The organism is Litorivivens lipolytica, from assembly GCF_014191715.1.
Lineage (GTDB): Bacteria > Pseudomonadota > Gammaproteobacteria > Pseudomonadales > Spongiibacteraceae > Litorivivens > Litorivivens lipolytica.
In genome coordinates, this window is sequence record NZ_JACHWY010000001.1 from 297,374 (window position 1) to 318,104 (window position 20,731).

The window sequence follows — 20,731 nt, forward strand, 5'->3', positions numbered from 1 at the left end:
AAAGCGACCACGGGTGTTTAAAGGCGGCTATTCTACCACCTCAAAAAGAAATGGGTACCACCGAAAAGCGAACAATCGGTAACAAAACGGGTCAGCTTTTGTGACTTAACCTTGTTCCAGTGATTTCAGACGGTAGAGGGCTTCCAGCGCCTGCCGTGGCGACAGATCGTCAGGGTCCAGATCCAACAGGGCTTCGAGCACCGGGTTGGGTTCCGCCGGAGCCGCAAAAAGATCCGGTTGCGCCGGTGCGTGGCCGTTCACCGGGGCAGGGGCAACCTGCTGTTCTAGGCTAGCCAGCTTGCGCCGGGCATTTTGGATCACCGCCGGCGGAATTCCCGCCAGTTTGGCCACCTGTAGGCCATAGCTTTGGTTGGCCGGGCCTTCCTGCACCGCATGCAGAAATACGATGTGATCCTCGTGCTCGGTGGCGTCCAAATGCACGTTTACCGCTTCCGGATACTGCTCGGGAAGGGCGGTCAGTTCAAAATAATGGGTCGCAAATAAGGTGCAGGCACGGACTTCTTCGACCAGCCGTACCGCACAGGCCCAGGCCAATGACAAGCCGTCGAAGGTGCTGGTACCGCGGCCGATTTCGTCCATCAACACCAGACTTTTCTCGGTGGCATTGTTAAGAATATTGGCGGTTTCCGTCATTTCGACCATAAAGGTCGAGCGGCCGCCGGCCAGATCATCGGACGAACCGATACGGGTGAAAATCTGGTCGACCAAGGGAATGCGCGCCGAGCGGGCTGGCACAAAACTGCCGATATGAGCGAGCAGGGTAATCAGAGCGGTCTGGCGCATATAGGTCGATTTACCGCCCATGTTCGGGCCGGTGATTACCAGCATACGGCGCTGTTCGTTAAAGCGGGTGTCGTTGGCGATAAACGGGCTGTCGAGCACGGATTCGACCACAGGGTGGCGACCACCGTCGATATGTAATTCGCCTTCCGTCAGCAATTCGGGCTGGCAAAAGTCCAGTGCGGTAGCGCGTTCGGCCAGACAAGCCAATACGTCCAGTTCAGCCACGGCTTCGGCGCAGGTTTGCAGTTGCAGCAGGGATTGGTTGAGAGTATCCAGCAGGTTTTCGTAGAGCCATTTCTCTCGCGCCAATGCACGGCTCTTACTGCTCAGTGCCTTGTCTTCAAACTCCTTGAGTTCGGGTGTGATAAAGCGCTCGGCATTTTTCAGGGTCTGGCGACGAGTGTATTCGACCGGCGCTTCCCCGGCCTGTGCGCGACTGATCTCGATGTAGTAACCGTGTACCCGGTTGTAGCCCACTTTGAGGGTGCTGAGCCCGGTGCGCTCGCGTTCACGGGTTTCCAGTTGCACCAGAAAATCGCCGGCGTTGCTGCTGATATTGCGCAGCTCGTCCAGTTCACTGTCAAAGCCCTCGGCGATCACGCCGCCATCGCGAATGACCATGGGCGGGTTTTCCACCAGCGCCCGGTTAAGGAGATCAGTCAGCTCCGGGAATTCCCCCAGATTATCCGCCAACTGCTGAAGGTGTGGGTTTTCGATGGGGCGAAGCTGGCAAACAAGCGATGGCACGGCTGTCAGCGAGCGGTACAGCCGGGTCAGGTCGCGAGGTCTGGCCGAGCGCAGTGCAACCCGCGCCAGAATGCGTTCCATATCACCTATCTGCTTCAACTCGTCGCGCGCCGTGTCAAAGCGAAAATCGCTCATCAGATCGGCGATGCTCTGCTGGCGACCCTGCAGTACATGCAGGTCGCGCAGCGGGCGGTGCAACCAACGCCGCAGCAATCGTCCGCCCATGCTGGTGCGGGTGGTGCCGAGCACGGAGTAAAGCGTGTTGTCCTCACCGCCGTTGAGGTTGATATCCAGTTCCAGATTGCGGCGGGTGGCGGCATCGATGGCGACACTGTCGCTGCGGTTTTCGTGCTGGATACTGCGAATATGAGGCAGATCGGTGCGTTGGGTTTCCTTGGCGTATTGCAGCAGGCAGCCAGCCGCGCCCAGTGCAGTGGTCAACTCACTGCAGCCGAAACCCTGCAGATCCTTGGTGCCAAATTGCTGGTTTAGCAGGCGCTGGGCTGTTTCCAGTTCAAACTCCCAAGGCGGGCAGCGGCGAAAACCGGGGCGATTCTGAAGGGTGTCGCTGAGGCTCAGGGCTTCGTTGACCAGCAGCTCGACCGGATTCAGGCGCTGGATTTCCGCGAGCAGGGCATCGTCGCCCTCGGCTTCCAGCACCACGAAACGACCGCTGGAAATATCCAGACTGGCGATACCGTAGGTATTCTCGTGCTGATGCAAGGCCACTAGCAGGTTGTCGCGGCGCTCTTCCAGCAGGGCTTCATCACTGACCGTGCCGGGGGTGACAACCCGTACAACCTGACGTTCGACGGGGCCCTTGCTGGTGGCGGGATCGCCGATTTGCTCAGCAATCGCTATCGATTGACCCTTGCGCACCAGGCGTCCCAGATAGGATTCGGCGGCATGATAGGGCACGCCGCACATGGGAATCGGCTCGCCACCCGATTTGCCCCGGGCGGTGAGGGTAATGTCGAGCAGCTCAGCCGCTTTTTTGGCATCGTCGTAGAACAGCTCGTAGAAATCGCCCATGCGGTAGAAAACCAGTTCGCGGGGGTGCTCCGCCTTGATTTTCAGGTACTGCTGCATCATGGGGGTGTGCTGTTCAAGTTTGGCGGTGGCGCTCATTGATTCTCGTTTGCCCTGCATAGTAAAGGTGGCGATTGTAAGGTGGAGCCCGGCCGGCAGCAAAGTGCGGCCTCCACAAACGCGGCAACAGCGCGGCCTGCGGAGGGGCGATAAAAAAAGTTGCTGACAACGGTTGACACTGCCCCTTGTTATACTGATTATATATACAGTTAATTCACTGTATGCGAAATCAACGGGGTCAGCTATGGATGATAACAAGCAGAAGGCGCTGAGTGCAGCGCTGTCGCAAATCGAGCGCCAGTTCGGCAAAGGTTCGATCATGCGCATGGGCGAGCAGGAGCGTGTTGCGGTGCCGGTTATCAGTACCGGATCGCTGGCACTGGATATTGCACTGGGTGTGGGCGGCTTGCCACGCCGCAAGATTATTGAAATCTACGGTCCGGAATCCAGTGGTAAGACGACGCTGACCCTGCACGCGATCGCCGAAAGCCAGAAAAAAGGCGGCGTCTGCGCCTTTATCGATGCGGAACACGCGTTTGACCCCAGCTATGCGGAGAAACTGGGTGTTGATCTGGATAACCTGCTGATGTCACAGCCGGACACCGGTGAACAGGCGCTGGAAATTGCCGAAACGCTGGTGCGCTCCAGTGCGGTGGATCTGGTCGTTATCGACTCCGTGGCGGCCTTAACCCCCAAAGCGGAAATCGAAGGTGAAATGGGTGACAGCCACGTCGGTCTGCAAGCCCGTCTGATGAGTCAGGCCCTGCGTAAGCTGACCGGTACCATCAACAAATCCAACTGTACCGTGATCTTTATCAACCAGATTCGTATGAAGATCGGTGTGATGTTCGGCAACCCTGAAACCACCACGGGCGGTAATGCCTTGAAATTCTACTCGTCCGTGCGCTTGGATATCCGCCGCATCGGTGCCGTGAAACAGGGCGACGAAGTGGTAGGTAACGAAACCCGCGTCAAAGTCGTCAAGAACAAGGTGGCTCCGCCCTTTAAGCAGGCGGAATTCCAGATTATGTACGGTCAGGGCATTTACCGTATGGGTGAGGTTATTGACCTCGGCGTACAGCAGGGCTTGATTGACAAATCCGGTGCCTGGTATGCCTACAATGGCGACAAGATCGGACAGGGTAAGGCCAACGCGGCCAACTACCTGAAAGAAAACCCGGAAATTGCCAGCGAAATTGAAGCGGCCATCCGCGACCAGTTGCTTCCTTCTGCCAAGCCGGCGGAAAACGGCGAAGCCGCCAAGGAAGAGGAAGAAGCCTGATTCTCGACAGGTCTCTTATGAGACCGCATCCTTCAGGGCGCCGATGGCGCCCTTTTTTGTGTCTGTTTGTTGCGGAGCTCAGCGGCGTTTGACCACCAGCGGCAGGCCATTCTTTTCTTTGGGCATGGGCAGGTAAGTAAAGCCCGCCTGGTAGCCCTTGGGCAGGCTGATCTGGAATTTACGCAGAAACTGATGGGTAAACAGTTTCGACTGCATCGCACCAAAGTGCATACCAATACATTTGTGGGCGCCACCGCCGAAGGGCATATGACAAAAGGCGTGGCCTTTCTGTTCATTGCGCTCCGGGAAGAAACGCTCTGGATCAAAACGGTGGGGATCAGTCCAGTATTGCTCCATGCGGTTGGTGAAAATTGGATATTGGAAAATCAGCGTGTGAGCGGGGATGTGATGTCCCCCGAGTTCACAGTCGCGAATATTGCGGCGCACCAAGACGGTAACGGACGGGTGGAGTCGCTGGGCTTCCTGAAAACTCGCATCCAACTCTACTACGGAAGAAAGATCCTCGTATTCCAGATAGTCGCGGCCAATCTGTTCGCCTTCGACACGTAAACGCTCTTGCCACTCTGGCTGGGTCGCCAGGTAGTACATCATGTGGGTCAGGGTGCTGGTTGTGGTGTCGTGGGCCGCAAACAGCAGAAAGCTGGCGTGGTCGACAATTTCTTCATCGGTAAAGTAACTGCCGTCCGGTTTGGTTTCCTTGCACATATGGCTGAGCATATCGGTACCATTGCCAGCGCGGCGGATGGGAATCAGATTAGTGATATATTTGCGCAGGAAGCGTTGTCCATTTTTACCCACATGGAATTTGGTGCCGGGCACATCCAGTCGCACAATACCCATCTGTGCATCGAGAATATCGATAAAGGCCTTGGCCAGTTCATCCGAACCTTCATCTTCAGGCTCCACGCCATAGAAGACCTTGCAGGTCATGCGCAGCAGCAATTCTTTGATATTGTCGTAAAAACGGAAGTTATCATCGAACGCCCATTGATCCATGCCCTTGTCGAGAATCGGGTTCATGGTATCCACGTAACTGCGCATCGCCGCCGTTTTGAAACTGGTCTGCATGATACGGCGTTGGAATTTGTGTTCGTCAAAATCAAGACACAAAAGGTTGTCACCGTAAAAGGTTCTCAGCGCGTAGTCGTAACCCATCTTGGTAGAGAAGTTCCGGTCGCTGTCCAGAAACAGGGTTTGTGCAAGATCTGGCCCCAGCGCCATCACGCCGGGCTGCGGCCCCATGTTGATCCGCGATACCGGGCCGTATTTGTCCCAGTGGTGCTTGGCCAGACCAAAGGGGTCGGTTCGAAGGCGCGGCAGGCAGCCCACCACGGGCCAGCCTTTCTCTCCGGGGATGTGTCCGAGTTTGCGGTTGTTGGGCGCTTGCGTGTAGTCGGGTGTGGCGGTGCTGCTGGTCATAGGTGCTCCAATGCCTGATTTTTATAATGGCTGAAGAGAATAGAAAGACTACACCTTCCGCAAGTCGGGTTCATGGCGGCTTGGTAATGTTGGCAAAGCCCTTATGGCTTTTTATGAGAGGCTGAATACCAGATGGGCGAACTCCATGCACGTTCCTGAATAACAGGGGAATAAAATGGCTCTTCTTCAGGGTTCAGGCAGCATTTACCGTAGACATCATCCCCCCACGCGCCGTCGTCCAGCGCCGCTTGTGTTGCTACCGTAGCCTGCGCAGCACAGTCTTCGCTGAAGGGATCTACTCCCGCGGCTTTGCATTGCAGGGTAGACCATCGGCAGCTGGGGGTTTCCAGTACGCGTACATAGTAGAAAGCATTGTGCGCGGGATCGAAGTCCGGATCTTTCCACACCGCACACAGTGTGGCGTAGCCGGTGCCTTCCGGTTTACAGGATTCCGGATTCACCGAGGCGCCGGTGTCGGACCCTGCGACGTTATAGATGCGTTCGTGTGTCTTGCCGGAATCGTCCGTCCAGCCTTTAATGATTTGAGCTCTCTGCAAATCGTTTCCGGGAAAATTTGGCGTTCCCGGATCCTTGCTGGCAGCGACCAGAAAGTGGGGTGTTTCGTTCGCCGTTACGGTGAGATCACCGCCCATGGGAGTGGCGTTGTCGTAGGCTTTTTGAATCATATCGGGGTCGTCGCAAAGAGCCGCATTCAGGCTGGAGCCACCAAAAAAGCGCAGAGTAGGCCGCGTGCCACTGGTGGCGTAAGTTTCCTTGCGACGGATAGCATCAAAAACCGCATCGCGGGTATTTTCTTTTGCCCAAACGACCGCCAGGCCACCTGCGTTCGAGAAGAAATGATCTTGAATATTTCGGTAACCAGCATCTCGTCGGCCAAGGTGGCCGGGATAGTTGTTTTCCTCCGCGGCGCCCGGCATCGCACTGTGGGTGTCGGTCGAACCGATAAATCCCATCTTGAACGGGTTCAGACCACTTTTCTGCTCGAGCAGGGTGCCGTCTTTTAAAACATTGCGGATCATATTGCGGCGACCAAAGGATTCTATTTCGACCGGCGCGGCGTCAAGCGTTCGAACTTCGCCGGCGACACTGCCAAGCATGGCCAGACTGTCATTTTTGATCTGCTCAAAGTCGCAGGCCTCGTCTTCGGTGGCGATTCCACGGCCCGCCAGTCGGTCAAAGCGGCACTCGGAGGCCCCTTTGTGTTGAACCAGCTCGATAACGGGCTCAAACAGCAACCGGTCTGCGGCTTCTTGCGGCGTTTTCGGGTCGGGAAACATCAGCCCTCCGGAGAGGTTGGGGTTGTGGGGAATGGACATGACATCGCAGTCGGGTTTGCCCTCCAGACACTGCTCCCGAAGCAGAGTCCACAATTTGGGGAAGTTGTAGGAGCCGGTATCGTAGGCCGAGATGGGTAGGTCGGTAACCTTGTCATTGCGAAAAATAACGTTGCGATGGAGGTTTTTAAAGTCAGGCGCGTCCGTGTATTCGTAGCCGACAAAGGTCGTAAAACGGCATTCCTCGTAGTGATCCGCGGTTGCCTGCTGAATGTCCTGCCAGGCGCTTTTGGCTGCCTCATCGCAATCCGATAGGGTGCAGGCGAAGCTGCGTTCTTTTTCATTGCTGGTTCCGGCGACTCCGAGACTTACCCAGTAATCGGCGGCCAGTAATTGAAGAATGAAGTTGGAGCTACGCGTGGCAATACAGGCGGGGAACCAGTAGCCCAACTTCCCGGCATCTTGAGTGCAGATATTGATGGGGCCGAGAAATTCAGCGTGATCAGTGACCGCCATAAAATCCAGCGGTCGGCGTAACTGCGCCGTAACCTCCTGTCTGCCGTCGGCATCGGGCAGGGTAATGGCCTCGCCTTTGCCAAACTGATAGGCAACCCAGGGGTCGTTGCGTTGACTGGAGATATAAGAGTCAAAGGAATAGCTGGTATGTACGTGAAGATCCCCAAACAGTGGTCGACGGTCCTCACTGTAGTCATCACAAGGTGATTTGGCGTTTACCCAGAGACTGGTGAGCACAAGACTCGTGGTCAACACTGCGTGGCGTATGATGGTTTTGGCGGAGATCATGACAGTCCTTGAGGCATGGAGTTTGGAAAGCCCAATGGTCATCACCCAGTATAGTCTCGCTGGGGCGGCCTGGTAGCGGCGTGCTTTCCTGTCATCTCGGGGCAGGGCCTGTCGTGATCTACCAAGAATCTGTAAGAAACTGTCAATTGGATGTCATGGCCAGTCATTGTCCGGCTATCGGTAGCGCGCCAAGCTAGGCTTTTACGATAAGAACGAGGGTAGGGCATGCACGCCAAATTTACTCCCGAGGAAAGGGTATTCCAGCAGGAAGTTCGCGAGTTCATGACCAATGAGTTCACCGACGAGCTCGCGGCGCGTATTCGTCATCCCGATAGCTTCCGCGAGGCGATGATTGAGTGGCAGAAAAAACTGGATGCCAAAGGCTGGGCCGCCAATGGCTGGCCAGTAGAGCATGGTGGCTGTGGCTGGAGCGCAACTAAACGCAGCATTTATAGCAATGAGATGGCGCTGGCCGGCGCCCCGGACGTTGTTCCCATGGGAATCAAAATGGTCGGGCCGGTATTGTATAGCTTTGGGAATGAGGAGCAGAAAGCGCGATTTTTGCCCGCCACCAAAGCCTCCGACATTTGGTGGTGTCAGGGCTATTCCGAGCCGGGCGCTGGTTCGGATCTGGCCGCCTTGCAGACGCGTGCCGTGCGCGACGGTGATGATTACATCATTAACGGCACCAAGATCTGGACCACCTACGCCCAGTATGCCGACTGGATGTTCTGTCTGGTGCGCACCAATACCGAGGGCAAGCCTCAGGCTGGGATCAGCTTCCTGCTGATCGATATGACTTCACCGGGCATCACCGTTTCGCCGATTATCTCGATTGATGATGAGCACCACCTCAATGAAGTCAGCTTCAGTGATGTGCGCGTGCCGGTAGCCAATCGCATTGGTGAAGAAAATGAGGGCTGGACCTACGCCAAGGCGCTTTTGACCTATGAACGCACAGCGCTTTCAGGGGTTGGCTACTGTAAACGTACCTTGCAGCGTATTCGCGACTATGCGGCGAACGAAAGGCAGGGCGGTGGCAGGTTGATCGACGACCCGGATTTCCAAGCCCGGCTAGCGGACGTGGAGATGGAAGTCACCTCGCTGGAATACCTCGAACTGCGTGTGCTGAACGCGGTGGATAAGGGGGGTGCTCCCGGCATGGAGTCGTCTTTGCTCAAACTCAAGGGCTCCGATTGTCAGCAGGCAGTGCAAACCCTGTACTGGAATCTCGCGGCGGCCTACGGCGGGGTGTTGCCCGGCGACGATCATCAGAACGTCAGCGGTCATGCCTACGGCGATCAGGCGCGGCGCGAATATATGTTTGGCCGCGCCACCACGATCTACGGCGGCAGTAATGAAGTGCAGCGCAACATCATCGCCAAGTTTGGACTGGGACTGTAGGGGGGCGTATGGATTTTTCATTGAGCGAAGAACAGCAACTGCTGAAAGACAGTCTGGAAAAATTTGTCGCCAGCGAATATAGCCCCACCCAGCGGGAAAAATTATTGCATGCCCCGGCCGCATTTAGCGCCGATCACTGGCAGACCTTTGCCGAGCTCGGCTGGCTCAGCATCCCCTTCAGTGAGGAACAGGGCGGTATCGGTGGCGGCATCGTTGAATCGGCGATTGTTATGGAAGCCTTCGGTCGAGGTCTGGTGTTGGAGCCCTTTGTAGATACGGTGCTTTTGTGCGGCCAAGTGCTGGCGCGTTCTGGCAATGCCTCCATGGCCGAGCAATACCTGGAGCCCCTGATTGCCGGTGAACTGCAAGGTGCGCTGGCCTGGCAGGAGCGGCAAAGTCGCAGCAGCCTGGAACATTGTGAAACTGAAGCGAAGCGTCAGGATGGTGGTTGGCTGCTAAACGGCGAGAAAGTGCTGGTCAGCAATGCAGCAGCAAACCTGCTGATCGTATCGGCGAAGCAAGGGGATCAGGTCGGTCTGTTTGCCGTGCCGGCGGATAACCCCGGTGTGACTCTGCAGACTTTGAAACTGATGGATGGGCGCGACGCGATGAACGTCACGCTGACCGATTGCCAGCTGACAGCGGAACATTGCCTGCAGGAAGCGGGTTTGCAATTACTGCAACAGGTGGTGGATGAGGCCACTGTGGCACTCTGCGCTGAAGCCGTAGGCGCCATGGACTATCTTTATCAGGCCACTGTTGAGTACAGCAAAACCCGGAAGCAGTTCGGGCAGCCCATTGGCAAGTTTCAGGCATTGCAACATCGCATGGTGGACATGTTTATGCTGACAGAGCAATGCCGCTCGCTGCTGGTGTGTGCGCTGTGCTCTGTCTCGGATAATAGCGAGACCGTGACTGAAGATATTTCTGCACTGAAGGCCATGGTTGGGCGCTATGGCCGGCAGGTCGCAGAGGAGGCCGTGCAGCTGCATGGCGGCATGGGGGTTACCCACGAAATGAACATCGGGCACTATTTAAAGCGCCTGATGATGATAGATGTCACCTTCGGTGATGCGGATTTCCATCGCCGGAGATACTGCAACGCACGCTACGCCGCCTGATTAATAATCACAAAGAGGATAGGGTATGCAATTGTTTCACAGTTTGACGGATCACTTGGATTATCACGCCTTGATACGAGGCGATCTGTTAATGGCCAGAGACGCCGAGCAATCACTCAGCTACGCACAGGCCAAACGACATGTAGACGCCATTGCTGGCGCGATGGAAGCGTCCGGCATCAAGGCTGGCGATCGGGTTGGTATTCTCGCTAAAAATTCCGTCGACAATCTGTGTACCTTTCTCGCCTGCGCCAGACTGGGTGCGGTCGCTGTTGGCTTGAACTATCGCCTGACGCAACCGGAGGTGGAGTTTATCGCGGAGGATGCTGAGCTTTGCATCCTGTTTTTTGACGCAGAGTTTGCCGGGCTGCGAGGCAAGTTTCTGCAGTCTCGCCCCTCCGTTTGCTACGACAGTTCAGAGCCAGCGCAACGGTTTTCAGAGTGGCTCCAGCAGGGCGTGCCGATTACGGAATCTCGCGCTGGTGGTGATGACATCCTGTTCCAGATGTACACCAGTGGTACAACGGGGCTGCCTAAAGGTGTACTAATCAGTCATCGCAACGTCCTGCTGATGACTTACCAAGCGCCCATGTCTCACGGTAAGGGCATGCGTACCGGTGAAAAATCGCTGCTGGTAGCCCCCACTTTTCATGCAGTCGGTTTGGTCGGTGCCTTGCTGGTTATGGTCTATGGCAGCAGCGTGATCATTCAGCGGGAATACGATCCGGTCGGCATGATTGATGCGTTAGAGCAGGAGCAAATTAACAGCGTGGCCGTCATTCCGGTCATGCTGCAGTTCTCCATTATCTGTGTGCCGGATATTGCCGAGAGAGATTTTTCCCACTTGCATACCGTGACATATGGCGCGTCACCGATAGCAGAGGATCTGCTACGCCAGTGTATGGAGATTTTCGGTTGCGATTTTGTGCAAGGCTATGGACAAACTGAAGCTACCCTCGCATTGAGTTTTCTTTCTGCCGAAGACCACCGCGCCGCCCTGAACGACAAACCCCACCTGCTGCGCTCCTGTGGCCGTGCAGTATTTGGCACCGAAATCCGCGTAGTCGACGACAAGGGCAATACCTTGCCCAACGGTGAAATTGGCGAAATCGTCGCCCGCGGTCCGCAGTTGATGCAGGGATACTGGAAACGGGAAGATGCCACAGCCAGCGCCATTGTTGACGGTTGGCTGCGCACCGGCGATGCCGGTCGTATGGACGACGAGGGCTATATTTTCATTCAGGATCGGGTGAAGGACATGATCATTTCCGGCGGTGAAAATATTTACCCCGCCGAACTGGAAAATGTGCTGATGTCACACCCTGCGATTCAGGATGCTGCGGTGATCGGCATTGCAGATGAAAAGTGGGGCGAAGTGCCCTTTGCGGTTTTGGTCAGCGGCGGAAATCCCGAACTGAGCGCCGACGAGCTGATTGAGTTTTGTCGCGATAAACTGGCGGGCTACAAGATTCCCCGGCAGCTAGCTTACGTCGATGCCTTACCGCGAAACCCCACGGGCAAGCTCTTGAAAAAAGATCTTCGAGAACAATTCAAGGATAGGATGAAAGCTTCGGCTTGAGTCAGGCTGGCTGACCGAAGCCAATCGAAGCGTTCAGGCAATAAAACGGCGGCCAATCTCAATGGCTAGATAAACCCACAGCGCTATGCAAAGGATCAGGCTGAGTGGGCCGCGTTTTTTCTCATCGCTGGCGTCGCCGCGATTGGCGACATTTGCCGAGCCGCAGGCGGGGCAACGCCCCTGCCTGAATTTGTGTCCCTGATAGCTGCAATCCTGGCACTGGTATCCCAAGGGCATCTGTTTTCCCTGTACTTATCATTATTGTTTGGCCAATGCCGCAGCGACCTATTCTTTCACCAAATACTCGCTGTAGGCCTCGTTGTTCAGCAGCTCACGCGCTGAAACACGGCCTTCCAATGCAGGAATCCGCGGTTCAATCGCTTCCAGCATAAAGTCCCGAAATATACGGATGCGCGCCGTGGTGCGCAAATCGATATGTGACAGCACCCAGAAGCCCATCGGGTTATCGACATGTTCGCATGGGATGCGTGTTAACAACGGATCCATCTCGCCCAGACCGGTTGGCAGTTGTGCAATCCCGTGGCCATTGCGTACCAGATCGTAAGTGACATTCAGCGAGTTCACCCGAAAACGTACGGGCAGATCGGGGAAACTCATTTCCTTCCACTGCGGCGCGGGGCGTCGTTGGTCTGACAGCCACATGATAGTGCCGACGCTGCGATCACCATTCTGTAATCGCTCGGCAACTTCCTGTGTTCCGTAGATGCCGTAGGCAAAATCCGCGATTTTTTTGCCAAGCACATTCGGCGGTGGGTCATTGGTGACCCGAAACGCGATATCCGCTTCGTGCACCGAGAGATTGAAAGGGTCTTCAGAAGAGATCAGCTCAATAGTGATGTCCGGGTACTTCTCACAGAAGGCTTTTAGCGCCGGTTGCAATACCCGTTGAATGGTGAGGTCTACGGCGGTGACCTTGAGTGTGCCGCTGAGCTCTTGGCTGTCAGCCAGTACCTGACGCTGAATGGTATTGACCTCGTCAGCGATGGCCTCCGCTGATTTCAGCACTTGCTCGCCCACGGGGGTGATCAGCCAGCCTGCCGTCGAACGATCAAATAATCTGACGTTCAGCTGTTTCTCTAGCGCGGTAATACGCCGCGACACGGTGGTGTGATTGACATCCAGCGCTCGAGCGGCGGCGGTGACTGAGCCCTCGCGTACTACGGCGAGGCAGTATTGAATATCGTTCCAATCCAGGTTCTGCATGAGTGCACACCACTTCTGCCAAAACGGCTATTCATGTGTTTGTGTGCACATAGTAACGTGCTCTCCGTGGCAAACACAAGCGCCATGAAATTCAAGGCCAATGAGGACTGGGACATGAACACACTGACAAAACTGACCGCTTCTATCACTACCGCACTGCTGCTGAGCAGCCCGACCTTCGCCGGAACCTCGGTGAACGATATGGCGAGCATCTGCAAAGCCGGCGCGCTGGACCAATTTAACAATGCCGAACCTGCTCGCGTGAAGTTCAAGGGTGTTTCCGGGCCGCGTTCTGCCAAGTCCGTTCGCCTGCAGGTCTTCCCTGAGAACGGTGATTCATTCAACGCGGTGTGTGAGCTGAACACCAAAACTGGTGAGATCATCTCGCTGAGCCGTCAGAGCTGATCCGCTGCCATCCAGGCACCCCTTTTATGGGACACCCCGCGCAAGCGGGGTTTTTTTTGCCCGTCGGTTGGCGTTGTGTGTCGGGGCTTTTGGAATAACGGCTATTACCTCGGCTGATGGCGGCCGCTGAGTCTCTGTCGTATCTTCATAATAAAGTCAGACAGGGAACGGAGATGAGTAAAGACCGGTTTTCTCAGGCATCAGATGCCTACCAGCAGTTCCGTCCACGCTATGACATCAGTTTATTTAAAGAATTGGCTGCCTTGTCGAAGGCCCGACATTTGGCCTGGGATTGTGGTTGTGGCACGGGTCAGGCCAGCGTTTTGCTGGCGGAAGGTTTTGAGCAGGTTATTGCCACAGATCTGAGCGCGTCGCAGGTTGCGCAGGCCAATCACCACCCTAGGGTCAGTTACGCCGCGGCGCGGGCTGAGCAGATGCCCTTATTCGCGCAAAGCTGCGACCTCGTTCTGATTGCCCAGGCACTGCACTGGTTTGATTTCGATGCTTTTTTCAAGGAAGTCGAGCGGGTACTGAAACCTGACGGTTTGCTGGTGGCGGTCACCTATAACCTGCTGACGGTCAGCCCGGAAATTGATGCGTTGGTTCACCACCTGTACTACGAGGTCTTGCAAGGCTATTGGGATGCGGAGCGCAAGCACGTTGAAAACGGCTACGCCGATATTCCCTTACCCTATACGGTGGTTTCGGAGACAGGGACGGGGCATGGCCTGAAGGCGCGGTGGAGTGCTGCACATATGCTCGGTTACCTGCGCACCTGGTCCGGCGTAAAGCAATATCAAAAGCACAATGGCATTGACCCAGTCAGCCAGATTGAGCCGGCACTTATCGCGGCTTGGGAGACGCGGGAGCGCAATGTGGAATGGCCTCTGACAGTGCTGGTTAGGCGAAAGCCCGGCTGAACTTTTCTAGGTCTCGTGCTGGCGGCGGTAGTTGTTGGGCGGAATCCCGGTCCAGTTCTTGAACGAACGGATAAAGGCGCTTGGTTCTGAAAAGCCCAGTGAATAAGCGATTTCCTGAACGCTGTTGTCAGTCTGTTCCAGCAGGTTAATGGCGGTGTCGCGCAGCAGCTCGTTGCGGATCTGGCGAAAGTCACAGCCTTCGTCGCGCAGTCGGCGGCGCAGAGTTTGCGGCGTCAGCCCGAGGGAGTGGGCGATTTGTTCATAACTTGGGGATTTCGGCAGGCTGTTGCGAATGTAGCGGCGGATGCGTTCGGTGTAACTCTTCTGGTGCGTTGGCATGAACAGCAGGTTATAGGGCAGCTGCCGGATCAGAGCATCGAGTTCCTCGCGACTTTTAATGATCGGCAGGTCCAACAGTCGCTCTTCAAAGACCAGTTCTGTCAGTGGCTGCTCAAAACGGGTAGGGCTGAAAAACAGGTAGTGGTATTCATCGCGGTAGGTTGGCGCCGGGTGTTGGCAATGCACCGCCTGCAGAGGCAGCGGCGTCCCGACCAGCCAGCTCATAAGTCGGTGTGTCAGCATCAGATGCTGCTCGACGACCCAGGGGCGCAAGGGCTCGGGTGAGTGAATCTGGTAGCGGGCTATGCGCCCCTCGCAGACGAGTTTCACTGAGAAACCGCTGTTAATCAGTCGATCAAAGCGTATTTGACGCTTAAGCGCTTCACGCAGGTCGCCGCCTCCGCTGACATATTCCGCCAGCACCCGGTAGGAGCCCAGTGGTACATGTTGTGGGTAGTGACCAACCGCCTCATCTTCAGACCATTTCATCGCGAGACGGGCAAGTTGTGAAAACTGGGCGGGCGCAATGCGGGCTTTGTTCTGATGGAGAGCGCTCGGCGCAATACCCACTGATTGGAGCAGGGATTCCCGGCTGTGACCAGTGGCCTCGAATTTCTCGAGCATCGCGCGCACGAAGCTAATCGAAATGGTGCGACTGTTCACATTCATCCTGGATAGGCCTTTCCCCTTAGGCGGAAAGTTGTAACAAAATATCAATCTTATGTCACTCGCCGTCATTGTTAGACTTTGCGGTGGGCGACAAGCTATGGCAGCGTAATTTACTGCCAGTTATAGGCTCAGCGGAGCACAATGCCGCCGGGTAAACTGGATGCTCAGACCTTGATAATTGATTGATAGAGGGTAAGTTTATGGATATTTCAGGCAAGATTGCGGTGGTGACCGGTGGCGCTTCCGGTCTCGGTGAGGCGACGGTGCGCGCCTACGTAGCTAAGGGCGCGAAGGTCGCGATTTTCGACCTTAACGAAGAGCGTGCCAACAACATCATCGCTGAACTGGGCAAGGAAAACGTCAGCTTTTACAAGGTTAACGTGGCCGACGAGGCCTCGGTTCAGGCAGCCATCGACGGTGTTATGCAGAGCTGGGGCGCCATCCATATCTGCAATAACTACGCAGGTATCGGTAACGCTGTTAAAACCCTGAGCAAAAATGGACCCTTCCCGCTGGATTCCTACAAGCAGGTTATCGAAGTCAATCTGATCGGTACTTTTAACGTAGCCCGTCTGGCCGCTGAGCAGATCGCCAAGAATGAGCCTTATGACGGCGCCAACGCTCGCGGTGTGATTATCAATACCGCTTCCGTTGCAGCCTATGAAGGGCAGGTCGGCCAAGTGGCTTACAGCTCGTCCAAGGGTGGTGTTGTCGGTATGACCGTGCCTATGGCGCGCGATCTGGCGTCCTACGGTATTCGCGTAAATACCATTGTGCCCGGCCTGATTCACACGCCGCTGTTTGAAATGATTCCTGAAGAGGCTTACAAGTCGCTTGAGAGCAGCGTGGTTAACCCCAAGCGTCTGGGACGTCCGGAAGAAATTGCCCACCTGTCCGTTATGATTGCGGAAAACGAGTACATGAACGCCGAATGCATCCGTCTGGATGGCGGTATCCGCATGCAACCTCGCTGATCTAGCCCTCCGCACCGGCGCATTCGCGCCGGTGCTCATCTAAAAACCCTTCAAGACCGTATCTGGAATTGTGATGTAACGGCTGGCAACATTCACGCCCGCCGGCTAGCATGCGCCAGAATGATAATTTCAGATTAGAGATACCCATTGGCTGGGTACGGAAGTGGGGAAGCCATGACCAAGGAAACCGTCGTTTTTACGGTTAATGATCGCGTCGAACAGACCGTTGTAAGTCCCGAAAAACCATTGCTTTGGGTGTTGCGTGACGAACTTGACCTTACCGGTTCCAAATATGGTTGCGGCCGAGCGCTCTGCGGCGCTTGTACCGTGCATGTGGATGGCCAGCCCACCCGCGCCTGCGTTACCCCGGTCAAGGCCGTTGAAGGCAAGCGCGTAACCACGATTGAGGCCCTTAGCGAAACTGAATTGGGCGCTCGCGTACAACGTGCCTGGAAGAGCCTGAATGTGCCTCAGTGTGGCTATTGCCAGTCAGGCCAGATTATGGCGGTAGTGGCCCTGTTGCGCGCCATACCCAAGCCGACAGATCAAAATATCGATGAAGCCTTGTCGGGCAATATTTGCCGCTGTGGTATGTACCCAAGAATCCGCAAGGCGGTGCACGAACTGGCGGCGGGAGGTTTCGCATGAAGAAGACTCTTCTGCGCCGAGATTTTCTGCGTGCCACTGCGATTGCCGGGGGCGGCATGTTGGTGGCCTGTAAATGGGATTCCGACAGCAGCTCGCGACCGACTCCGGCTTCTTCGGCGCGGCGTAATGACGAGACGCCTGCTGCGGACCCCAATGCCGAGCGCTGGACACCTAATGCCTTTATCCGTATCAGTGCCGATAACTTTGTGACGGTTATTGTGGGCGCGGCAGAGATCGGGCAGGGCACCATGACCGCCGTGCCGATGATCGTCGCCGAAGAATTGGATGCGGATTGGGAGCGGGTCAGCTGGGAACAGTCAGAGGCCTCTGCTATTACCTATGGCAACCCCTTCTGGCAGAGCGAAGGCGGCTTGGGCGATCTGGATCAAGCGGGTTTGCAGATTACTGCAGCTAGCACCACAGTGCGGGGTTATTACGATTCCCAGCGTCGCGCTGGCGCCGCGGTTCGTCAGATGCTGCTGGAAGCGGCTTCCGATCAATTGAATGTTCCCGTTGAAAGCCTGACCACCCGTAACAGCTTTGTGATCCACACCGCGTCCCGTTCGCGCCTGAGTTACGGTTCGCTGGCGGCTGCCGCCGCCGAAAAGCTACCGCCATTATCGCCGCCATTGAAAGACCCGAGCGAGTTTCGCTTGATTGGCCAGCGCAAACAGCGCCTCGATGCGGCTGAAAAATCCGATGGTTCGCTGGACTATGGTTTTGATTTCAAGATTCCGAATATGGTCACCGTAATGGTGATCCGGGCGCCGCGTTTTGGTGCTCAGCTCATTGGTCACAAGGTCGGAGATGCAGTTGACGTTGACGGATTTCGCGGTGTACACCCAATTCCGTCGGGGCTTGCGGTGGTAGCTGATGATTACTGGAGTGCCGAGCAGGCCCGTAAACTGATTACCACCGAATGGATTGGTGGCGAGGAGCTTTCCACGGCAGATCTGAAAGACCAGTTTGATACCCGCAACAGCCTGCCCGGGGTACCGGTTCGCAATGATGCACTTCGCTTGCCGGGATTACCGAGCGGCGATATCACGGAAGACTATCACTTTCCCTATCTGGCCCACGCGCCGATGGAACCTCTCAATGTCACCATCGACTACCGGGGCAGCGAATGCGAAATCTGGTGCGGCAGTCAGTGGCCGGATATGGATCAGTTGGTGGCGGCGACGGTGCTGGGTTTGCCGCCTGCAGCCGTTAAATTCAACAATCTTCTGTCGGGAGGTGGCTTTGGTCGCCGGGCCTGTCTGGGCTTTGATTATATTCAGGAAGCGGCCCATGTGGCCCGCGTTGTGGGTCAACCCCTGAAGGTTGTCTGGACGCGAGAGGACGATATCCGCGGGGGTTACTACCGTCCCTACACAGCCTGCCGTTTGAGCGCGTCGCTGGATGGTGCCGGCGGTATCGCGTCCTGGTCTCATCGCGTTGCCAGCCAGACCCTGCTGGTTAACCCGATTGTGGAAACGGCGTTGGGCCAGGTGACCGAAGAGGTACAAACCAGTCAGGGCGCCAAGGAAATGCCTTATGCCATTCCCGATGTTTACGTTGACACCCATGCCATAAGCAATGGCGTTCCTACCTTGTGGGTGCGCTCGGTGGCCAATGCTACCAACGTGTATGCCGTCGAAACTTTTTTTGATCATCTGGCCAAGCAAGCCGGCCGGCATCCGCTTTCTTTGCGCCGTGAATTGCTGCAGGAAAAACCGCGTCATCTGGCGGTGCTGAACGCCGTAGCCGAAATGGCCAATTGGACGCCGGAGACGAACGATTCCCTGTTTCGCGGTGTGGCGGTCTTCGCGTCCTATGAAAGTGTCATTGCTCAGTTGATTGAAGCCGACGTGGAAAAGCAGGGCGAAGGCAAGCATAAAGTCAGCATTCGAAAAGTGTATAGCGCGGTTGATTGCGGCACAGCGGTCAACCCGGATCTTGTTGAGGCTCAGATCGAGTCGGGCATTGTCTTTGCGCTGTCTTCCATTCTTTTCGGCGAAATCGAACTGGAAAACGGGGAGGTGAAGCAGAGTAACTTCCACGATTACCCGGTACTGCGCATGTATCAGTCACCGGCGATGGAGACGCGTGTGCTTCCGTCGGATCATTCGCCCGGCGGGGTGGGTGAGCTTGGGGTTCCCTGTGTGGGGCCGGCGTTGGCCAACGCGATCTATGCGGCCACGGAGACCCTGTATACCTCGCTGCCTCTTAACCGCCATGCCTCACTGGTTTTTGAATAAGGAGTTGTCATGATCCGTAAAACCGTATTTGCAGGCGTGGCTCTGGCAGTTTCTATGGTGCAGGCCCAAACGCCGCATCCCTTCGATCCCATCGCCGAGGTATTACAGCATCCGCGCTGTTTAAACTGTCATACCCTGACCGAGTACCCGACTCAGTCACGCAAGATTGTTGACCCTGTTAGTGGTGCCGTTAGTTACGAGCGATTCCGACATGCCCAGCGAGTGATTCGCGGTGAGGATGGTTTTGGTGCGCCGACCCTGAAGTGCGGTGCCTGTCATCAGGATACAAACGTCGCCGACGGCAAAATGCCGGGCGCACCGCACTGGCATCTGGCGCCACTCAGCATGGGCTGGGAAGGTTTAAATCGGCGTGATTTGTGCTTGACCCTTAAGGATACCAGCAAGAATGGTGGCAAGTCTCTGGAAGACTTGGTCACGCATGTAGAAAAGGACGCACTGGTACTGTGGGGTTGGGAGCCCGGTGGTGATAGGGATACTCCGTCGCCCAGCCATGACAGCTTTATGGTTGATTTTATAGCGTGGGCCGATGCTGGCGGCCCCTGTCCGGAAAACTAACCGCTGACCGGTTTCAGGCTTTTTTCAAAAAAGCTGTAGCTGTTCTTTTCTTCCTTGGCCCGATACAGGGCCAGATCGGCTTTCTGGCAAAGATCATCCACATCTTCGGCATCGTAGGGATAAAGAGCGATCCCTACGCTGCAGGTTACCTGCAATTTCATGTCACCTTCTTCAAGCGGGTGCGCAACTGCCTCGACGATTCGCTGAACAACCGTTTCTACCGATTCCCTATCGTCGACAAGTGGAATGAGCAGTGCGAATTCATCGCCGCCAAAACGGGCAATCATATCGCCAGTGCGAATGATTCGGCCCAGACGGCTGGCGATGGTCTCCAGAATCAAATCACCCGCATGGTGACCGTAGGTGTCATTGATCGGCTTGAAACCATCGAGATCGATATAACCCAAAGCCAGCGAGTGGTTCTTGCGTTCTGCAAGGGCCAGAGAACGCTCGAAATACTCAAAAAACTGAAAGCGATTGGGCAGGCCGGTCAGCATATCGTGACTGGCTTGATAGACGTAGCTGTCGCGCTCTTGCTTAAGTTTGTTCTGGAGGTTCTGGTACATCAGTTCGTGGAAGATCAGCGCGGTGGTGCCCATAAAAATCAGCGCAAAAAAGAAGATAACCTTGAGCACATCCCGGTCACGTTGGTCGGGAATCATTTGCGTTGCGAATTGACCCTCAGCCGACAGCACGACTGAGAGCAGGCAAAGCCCAACCGTAATCATGAGCCAGAATAGCCCCAGCCGCATACCGAACAATACGAGAGCGAAAATGGGCGTAAACAGGGTTAACTGCGGCACCGGCGATTCGATAAAGCCCCCTGTAAGTTGGGTGGCGAGCAGATTCACGGCGAGCAGGGTAGCAAAGGTAATATTGGCAGACAGCAGAAAGCGGCCTCGCCGGGTCAACAGCCAATAGGCAAGCAAATACAGCGATGCGCAGGCGAGGGTTGTGGCGGCGGCTATCGGTGTTGCCGGGCTCTCCAAGCCTATTATCTGCAGGTAGATCGGTACGGTAAGTACGCAGGTTGTCAGATTCAGCAAGAGTAAGGCGAGCAGCAGGTAGCTGCGCAGATATTCGTCGCTGTTACGAGTCAGGCTGCTTGGCAGAAGGCTGTCAGCTGTGCGGGTCAACCATGTGATGAGTCGATTTTTTATTATAAGAATCC

General features: G+C 55.8%; 17 protein-coding genes. 10 read left to right on the plus strand and 7 right to left on the minus strand.

The annotated features are described in order from the left end of the window. Positions 1-105: 105 nt before the first annotated feature. Complete coding sequence (gene mutS, locus FHR99_RS01360) at positions 106-2,679, minus strand: DNA mismatch repair protein MutS (RefSeq protein ID WP_246386433.1); 2,574 nt, start codon at positions 2,677-2,679, stop codon at positions 106-108. A 205-nt stretch (positions 2,680-2,884) separates the two neighbouring features. Between mutS and recA the strand changes: the two genes are divergently transcribed. Next, positions 2,885-3,922, plus strand: a complete 1,038-nt coding sequence (gene recA, locus FHR99_RS01365; protein WP_183408750.1) for a recombinase RecA — start codon at positions 2,885-2,887, stop codon at positions 3,920-3,922. Positions 3,923-4,000: 78 nt separating this feature from the next. Here the strand turns inward: recA and FHR99_RS01370 are convergent, their stop codons facing one another. Together FHR99_RS01370 and FHR99_RS01375 are read right to left on the minus strand one after the other, a co-directional pair. Next, a complete protein-coding gene (locus FHR99_RS01370) occupies positions 4,001-5,362 on the minus strand; it encodes a cytochrome P450 (RefSeq protein ID WP_183408751.1) in 1,362 nt (453 codons plus the stop codon). Between the two features lie 101 nt (positions 5,363-5,463). After that, positions 5,464-7,461, minus strand: a complete 1,998-nt coding sequence (locus FHR99_RS01375; RefSeq protein WP_183408752.1) for a DUF3604 domain-containing protein — start codon at positions 7,459-7,461, stop codon at positions 5,464-5,466. A gap of 225 nt (positions 7,462-7,686) precedes the next feature. Between FHR99_RS01375 and FHR99_RS01380 the strand changes: the two genes are divergently transcribed. From FHR99_RS01380 to FHR99_RS01390, 3 genes are read left to right on the plus strand one after another with little or no spacing between them, the layout of a single operon-like run. Next, positions 7,687-8,865, plus strand: coding sequence for an acyl-CoA dehydrogenase family protein (locus FHR99_RS01380; protein ID WP_183408753.1), 1,179 nt, complete (start codon positions 7,687-7,689; stop codon positions 8,863-8,865). Positions 8,866-8,873: 8 nt separating this feature from the next. After that, the gene (locus FHR99_RS01385; protein ID WP_183408754.1) at positions 8,874-9,986 is read left to right on the plus strand and encodes an acyl-CoA dehydrogenase family protein; all 1,113 of its coding nucleotides are present in this window, start codon (positions 8,874-8,876) and stop codon (positions 9,984-9,986) included. Positions 9,987-10,011: 25 nt separating this feature from the next. Next, on the plus strand, positions 10,012-11,565 hold the full coding sequence (locus tag FHR99_RS01390; protein WP_183408755.1) for a long-chain-fatty-acid--CoA ligase: 1,554 nt from the start codon (positions 10,012-10,014) through the stop codon (positions 11,563-11,565). Positions 11,566-11,598: 33 nt separating this feature from the next. Here FHR99_RS01390 and FHR99_RS01395 read toward each other — a convergent pair whose 3' ends face one another. Both FHR99_RS01395 and FHR99_RS01400 read right to left on the minus strand, forming a co-directional pair. Next, positions 11,599-11,802: a hypothetical protein gene (locus FHR99_RS01395; protein ID WP_183408756.1), complete on the minus strand. Its 204-nt coding sequence runs from the start codon at positions 11,800-11,802 to the stop codon at positions 11,599-11,601. 48 nt (positions 11,803-11,850) lie between these two features. Next, positions 11,851-12,789 carry a LysR family transcriptional regulator gene (locus FHR99_RS01400; RefSeq protein WP_183408757.1) on the minus strand — a complete coding sequence of 313 codons (939 nt, stop codon included), beginning with the start codon at positions 12,787-12,789 and terminating at the stop codon, positions 11,851-11,853. Positions 12,790-12,903: 114 nt separating this feature from the next. Here FHR99_RS01400 and FHR99_RS01405 point away from each other — a divergent pair, with 114 nt between their 5' ends. Both FHR99_RS01405 and FHR99_RS01410 read left to right on the plus strand, forming a co-directional pair. Continuing rightward, positions 12,904-13,194, plus strand: coding sequence for a hypothetical protein (locus tag FHR99_RS01405; protein ID WP_183408758.1), 291 nt, complete (start codon positions 12,904-12,906; stop codon positions 13,192-13,194). Between the two features lie 173 nt (positions 13,195-13,367). Further along, a complete protein-coding gene (locus FHR99_RS01410; protein WP_183408759.1) occupies positions 13,368-14,114 on the plus strand; it encodes a class I SAM-dependent methyltransferase in 747 nt (248 codons plus the stop codon). Between the two features lie 6 nt (positions 14,115-14,120). Here FHR99_RS01410 and FHR99_RS01415 read toward each other — a convergent pair whose 3' ends face one another. After that, positions 14,121-15,116, minus strand: coding sequence for an AraC family transcriptional regulator ligand-binding domain-containing protein (locus FHR99_RS01415; protein ID WP_183408760.1), 996 nt, complete (start codon positions 15,114-15,116; stop codon positions 14,121-14,123). A 206-nt stretch (positions 15,117-15,322) separates the two neighbouring features. Between FHR99_RS01415 and FHR99_RS01420 the strand changes: the two genes are divergently transcribed. From FHR99_RS01420 to FHR99_RS01435, 4 genes are all read left to right on the plus strand, one after another. Beyond that, on the plus strand, positions 15,323-16,096 hold the full coding sequence (locus FHR99_RS01420; RefSeq protein WP_183408761.1) for an SDR family NAD(P)-dependent oxidoreductase: 774 nt from the start codon (positions 15,323-15,325) through the stop codon (positions 16,094-16,096). A 174-nt stretch (positions 16,097-16,270) separates the two neighbouring features. After that, on the plus strand, positions 16,271-16,744 hold the full coding sequence (locus tag FHR99_RS01425) for a (2Fe-2S)-binding protein (RefSeq protein ID WP_183408762.1): 474 nt from the start codon (positions 16,271-16,273) through the stop codon (positions 16,742-16,744). Beyond that, positions 16,741-18,984: a xanthine dehydrogenase family protein molybdopterin-binding subunit gene (locus tag FHR99_RS01430; protein WP_183408763.1), complete on the plus strand. Its 2,244-nt coding sequence runs from the start codon at positions 16,741-16,743 to the stop codon at positions 18,982-18,984. The genes FHR99_RS01425 and FHR99_RS01430 overlap by 4 nt, the downstream gene beginning before the upstream one ends. A 9-nt stretch (positions 18,985-18,993) precedes the next feature. Beyond that, positions 18,994-19,560, plus strand: a complete 567-nt coding sequence (locus FHR99_RS01435; RefSeq protein WP_183408764.1) for a hypothetical protein — start codon at positions 18,994-18,996, stop codon at positions 19,558-19,560. Here the strand turns inward: FHR99_RS01435 and FHR99_RS01440 are convergent. Beyond that, on the minus strand, positions 19,557-20,696 hold the full coding sequence (locus FHR99_RS01440; RefSeq protein ID WP_183408765.1) for a GGDEF domain-containing protein: 1,140 nt from the start codon (positions 20,694-20,696) through the stop codon (positions 19,557-19,559). The two genes, FHR99_RS01435 and FHR99_RS01440, sit on opposite strands and share 4 nt — an antisense overlap. Between the last annotated feature and the right edge of the window lie 35 nt (positions 20,697-20,731).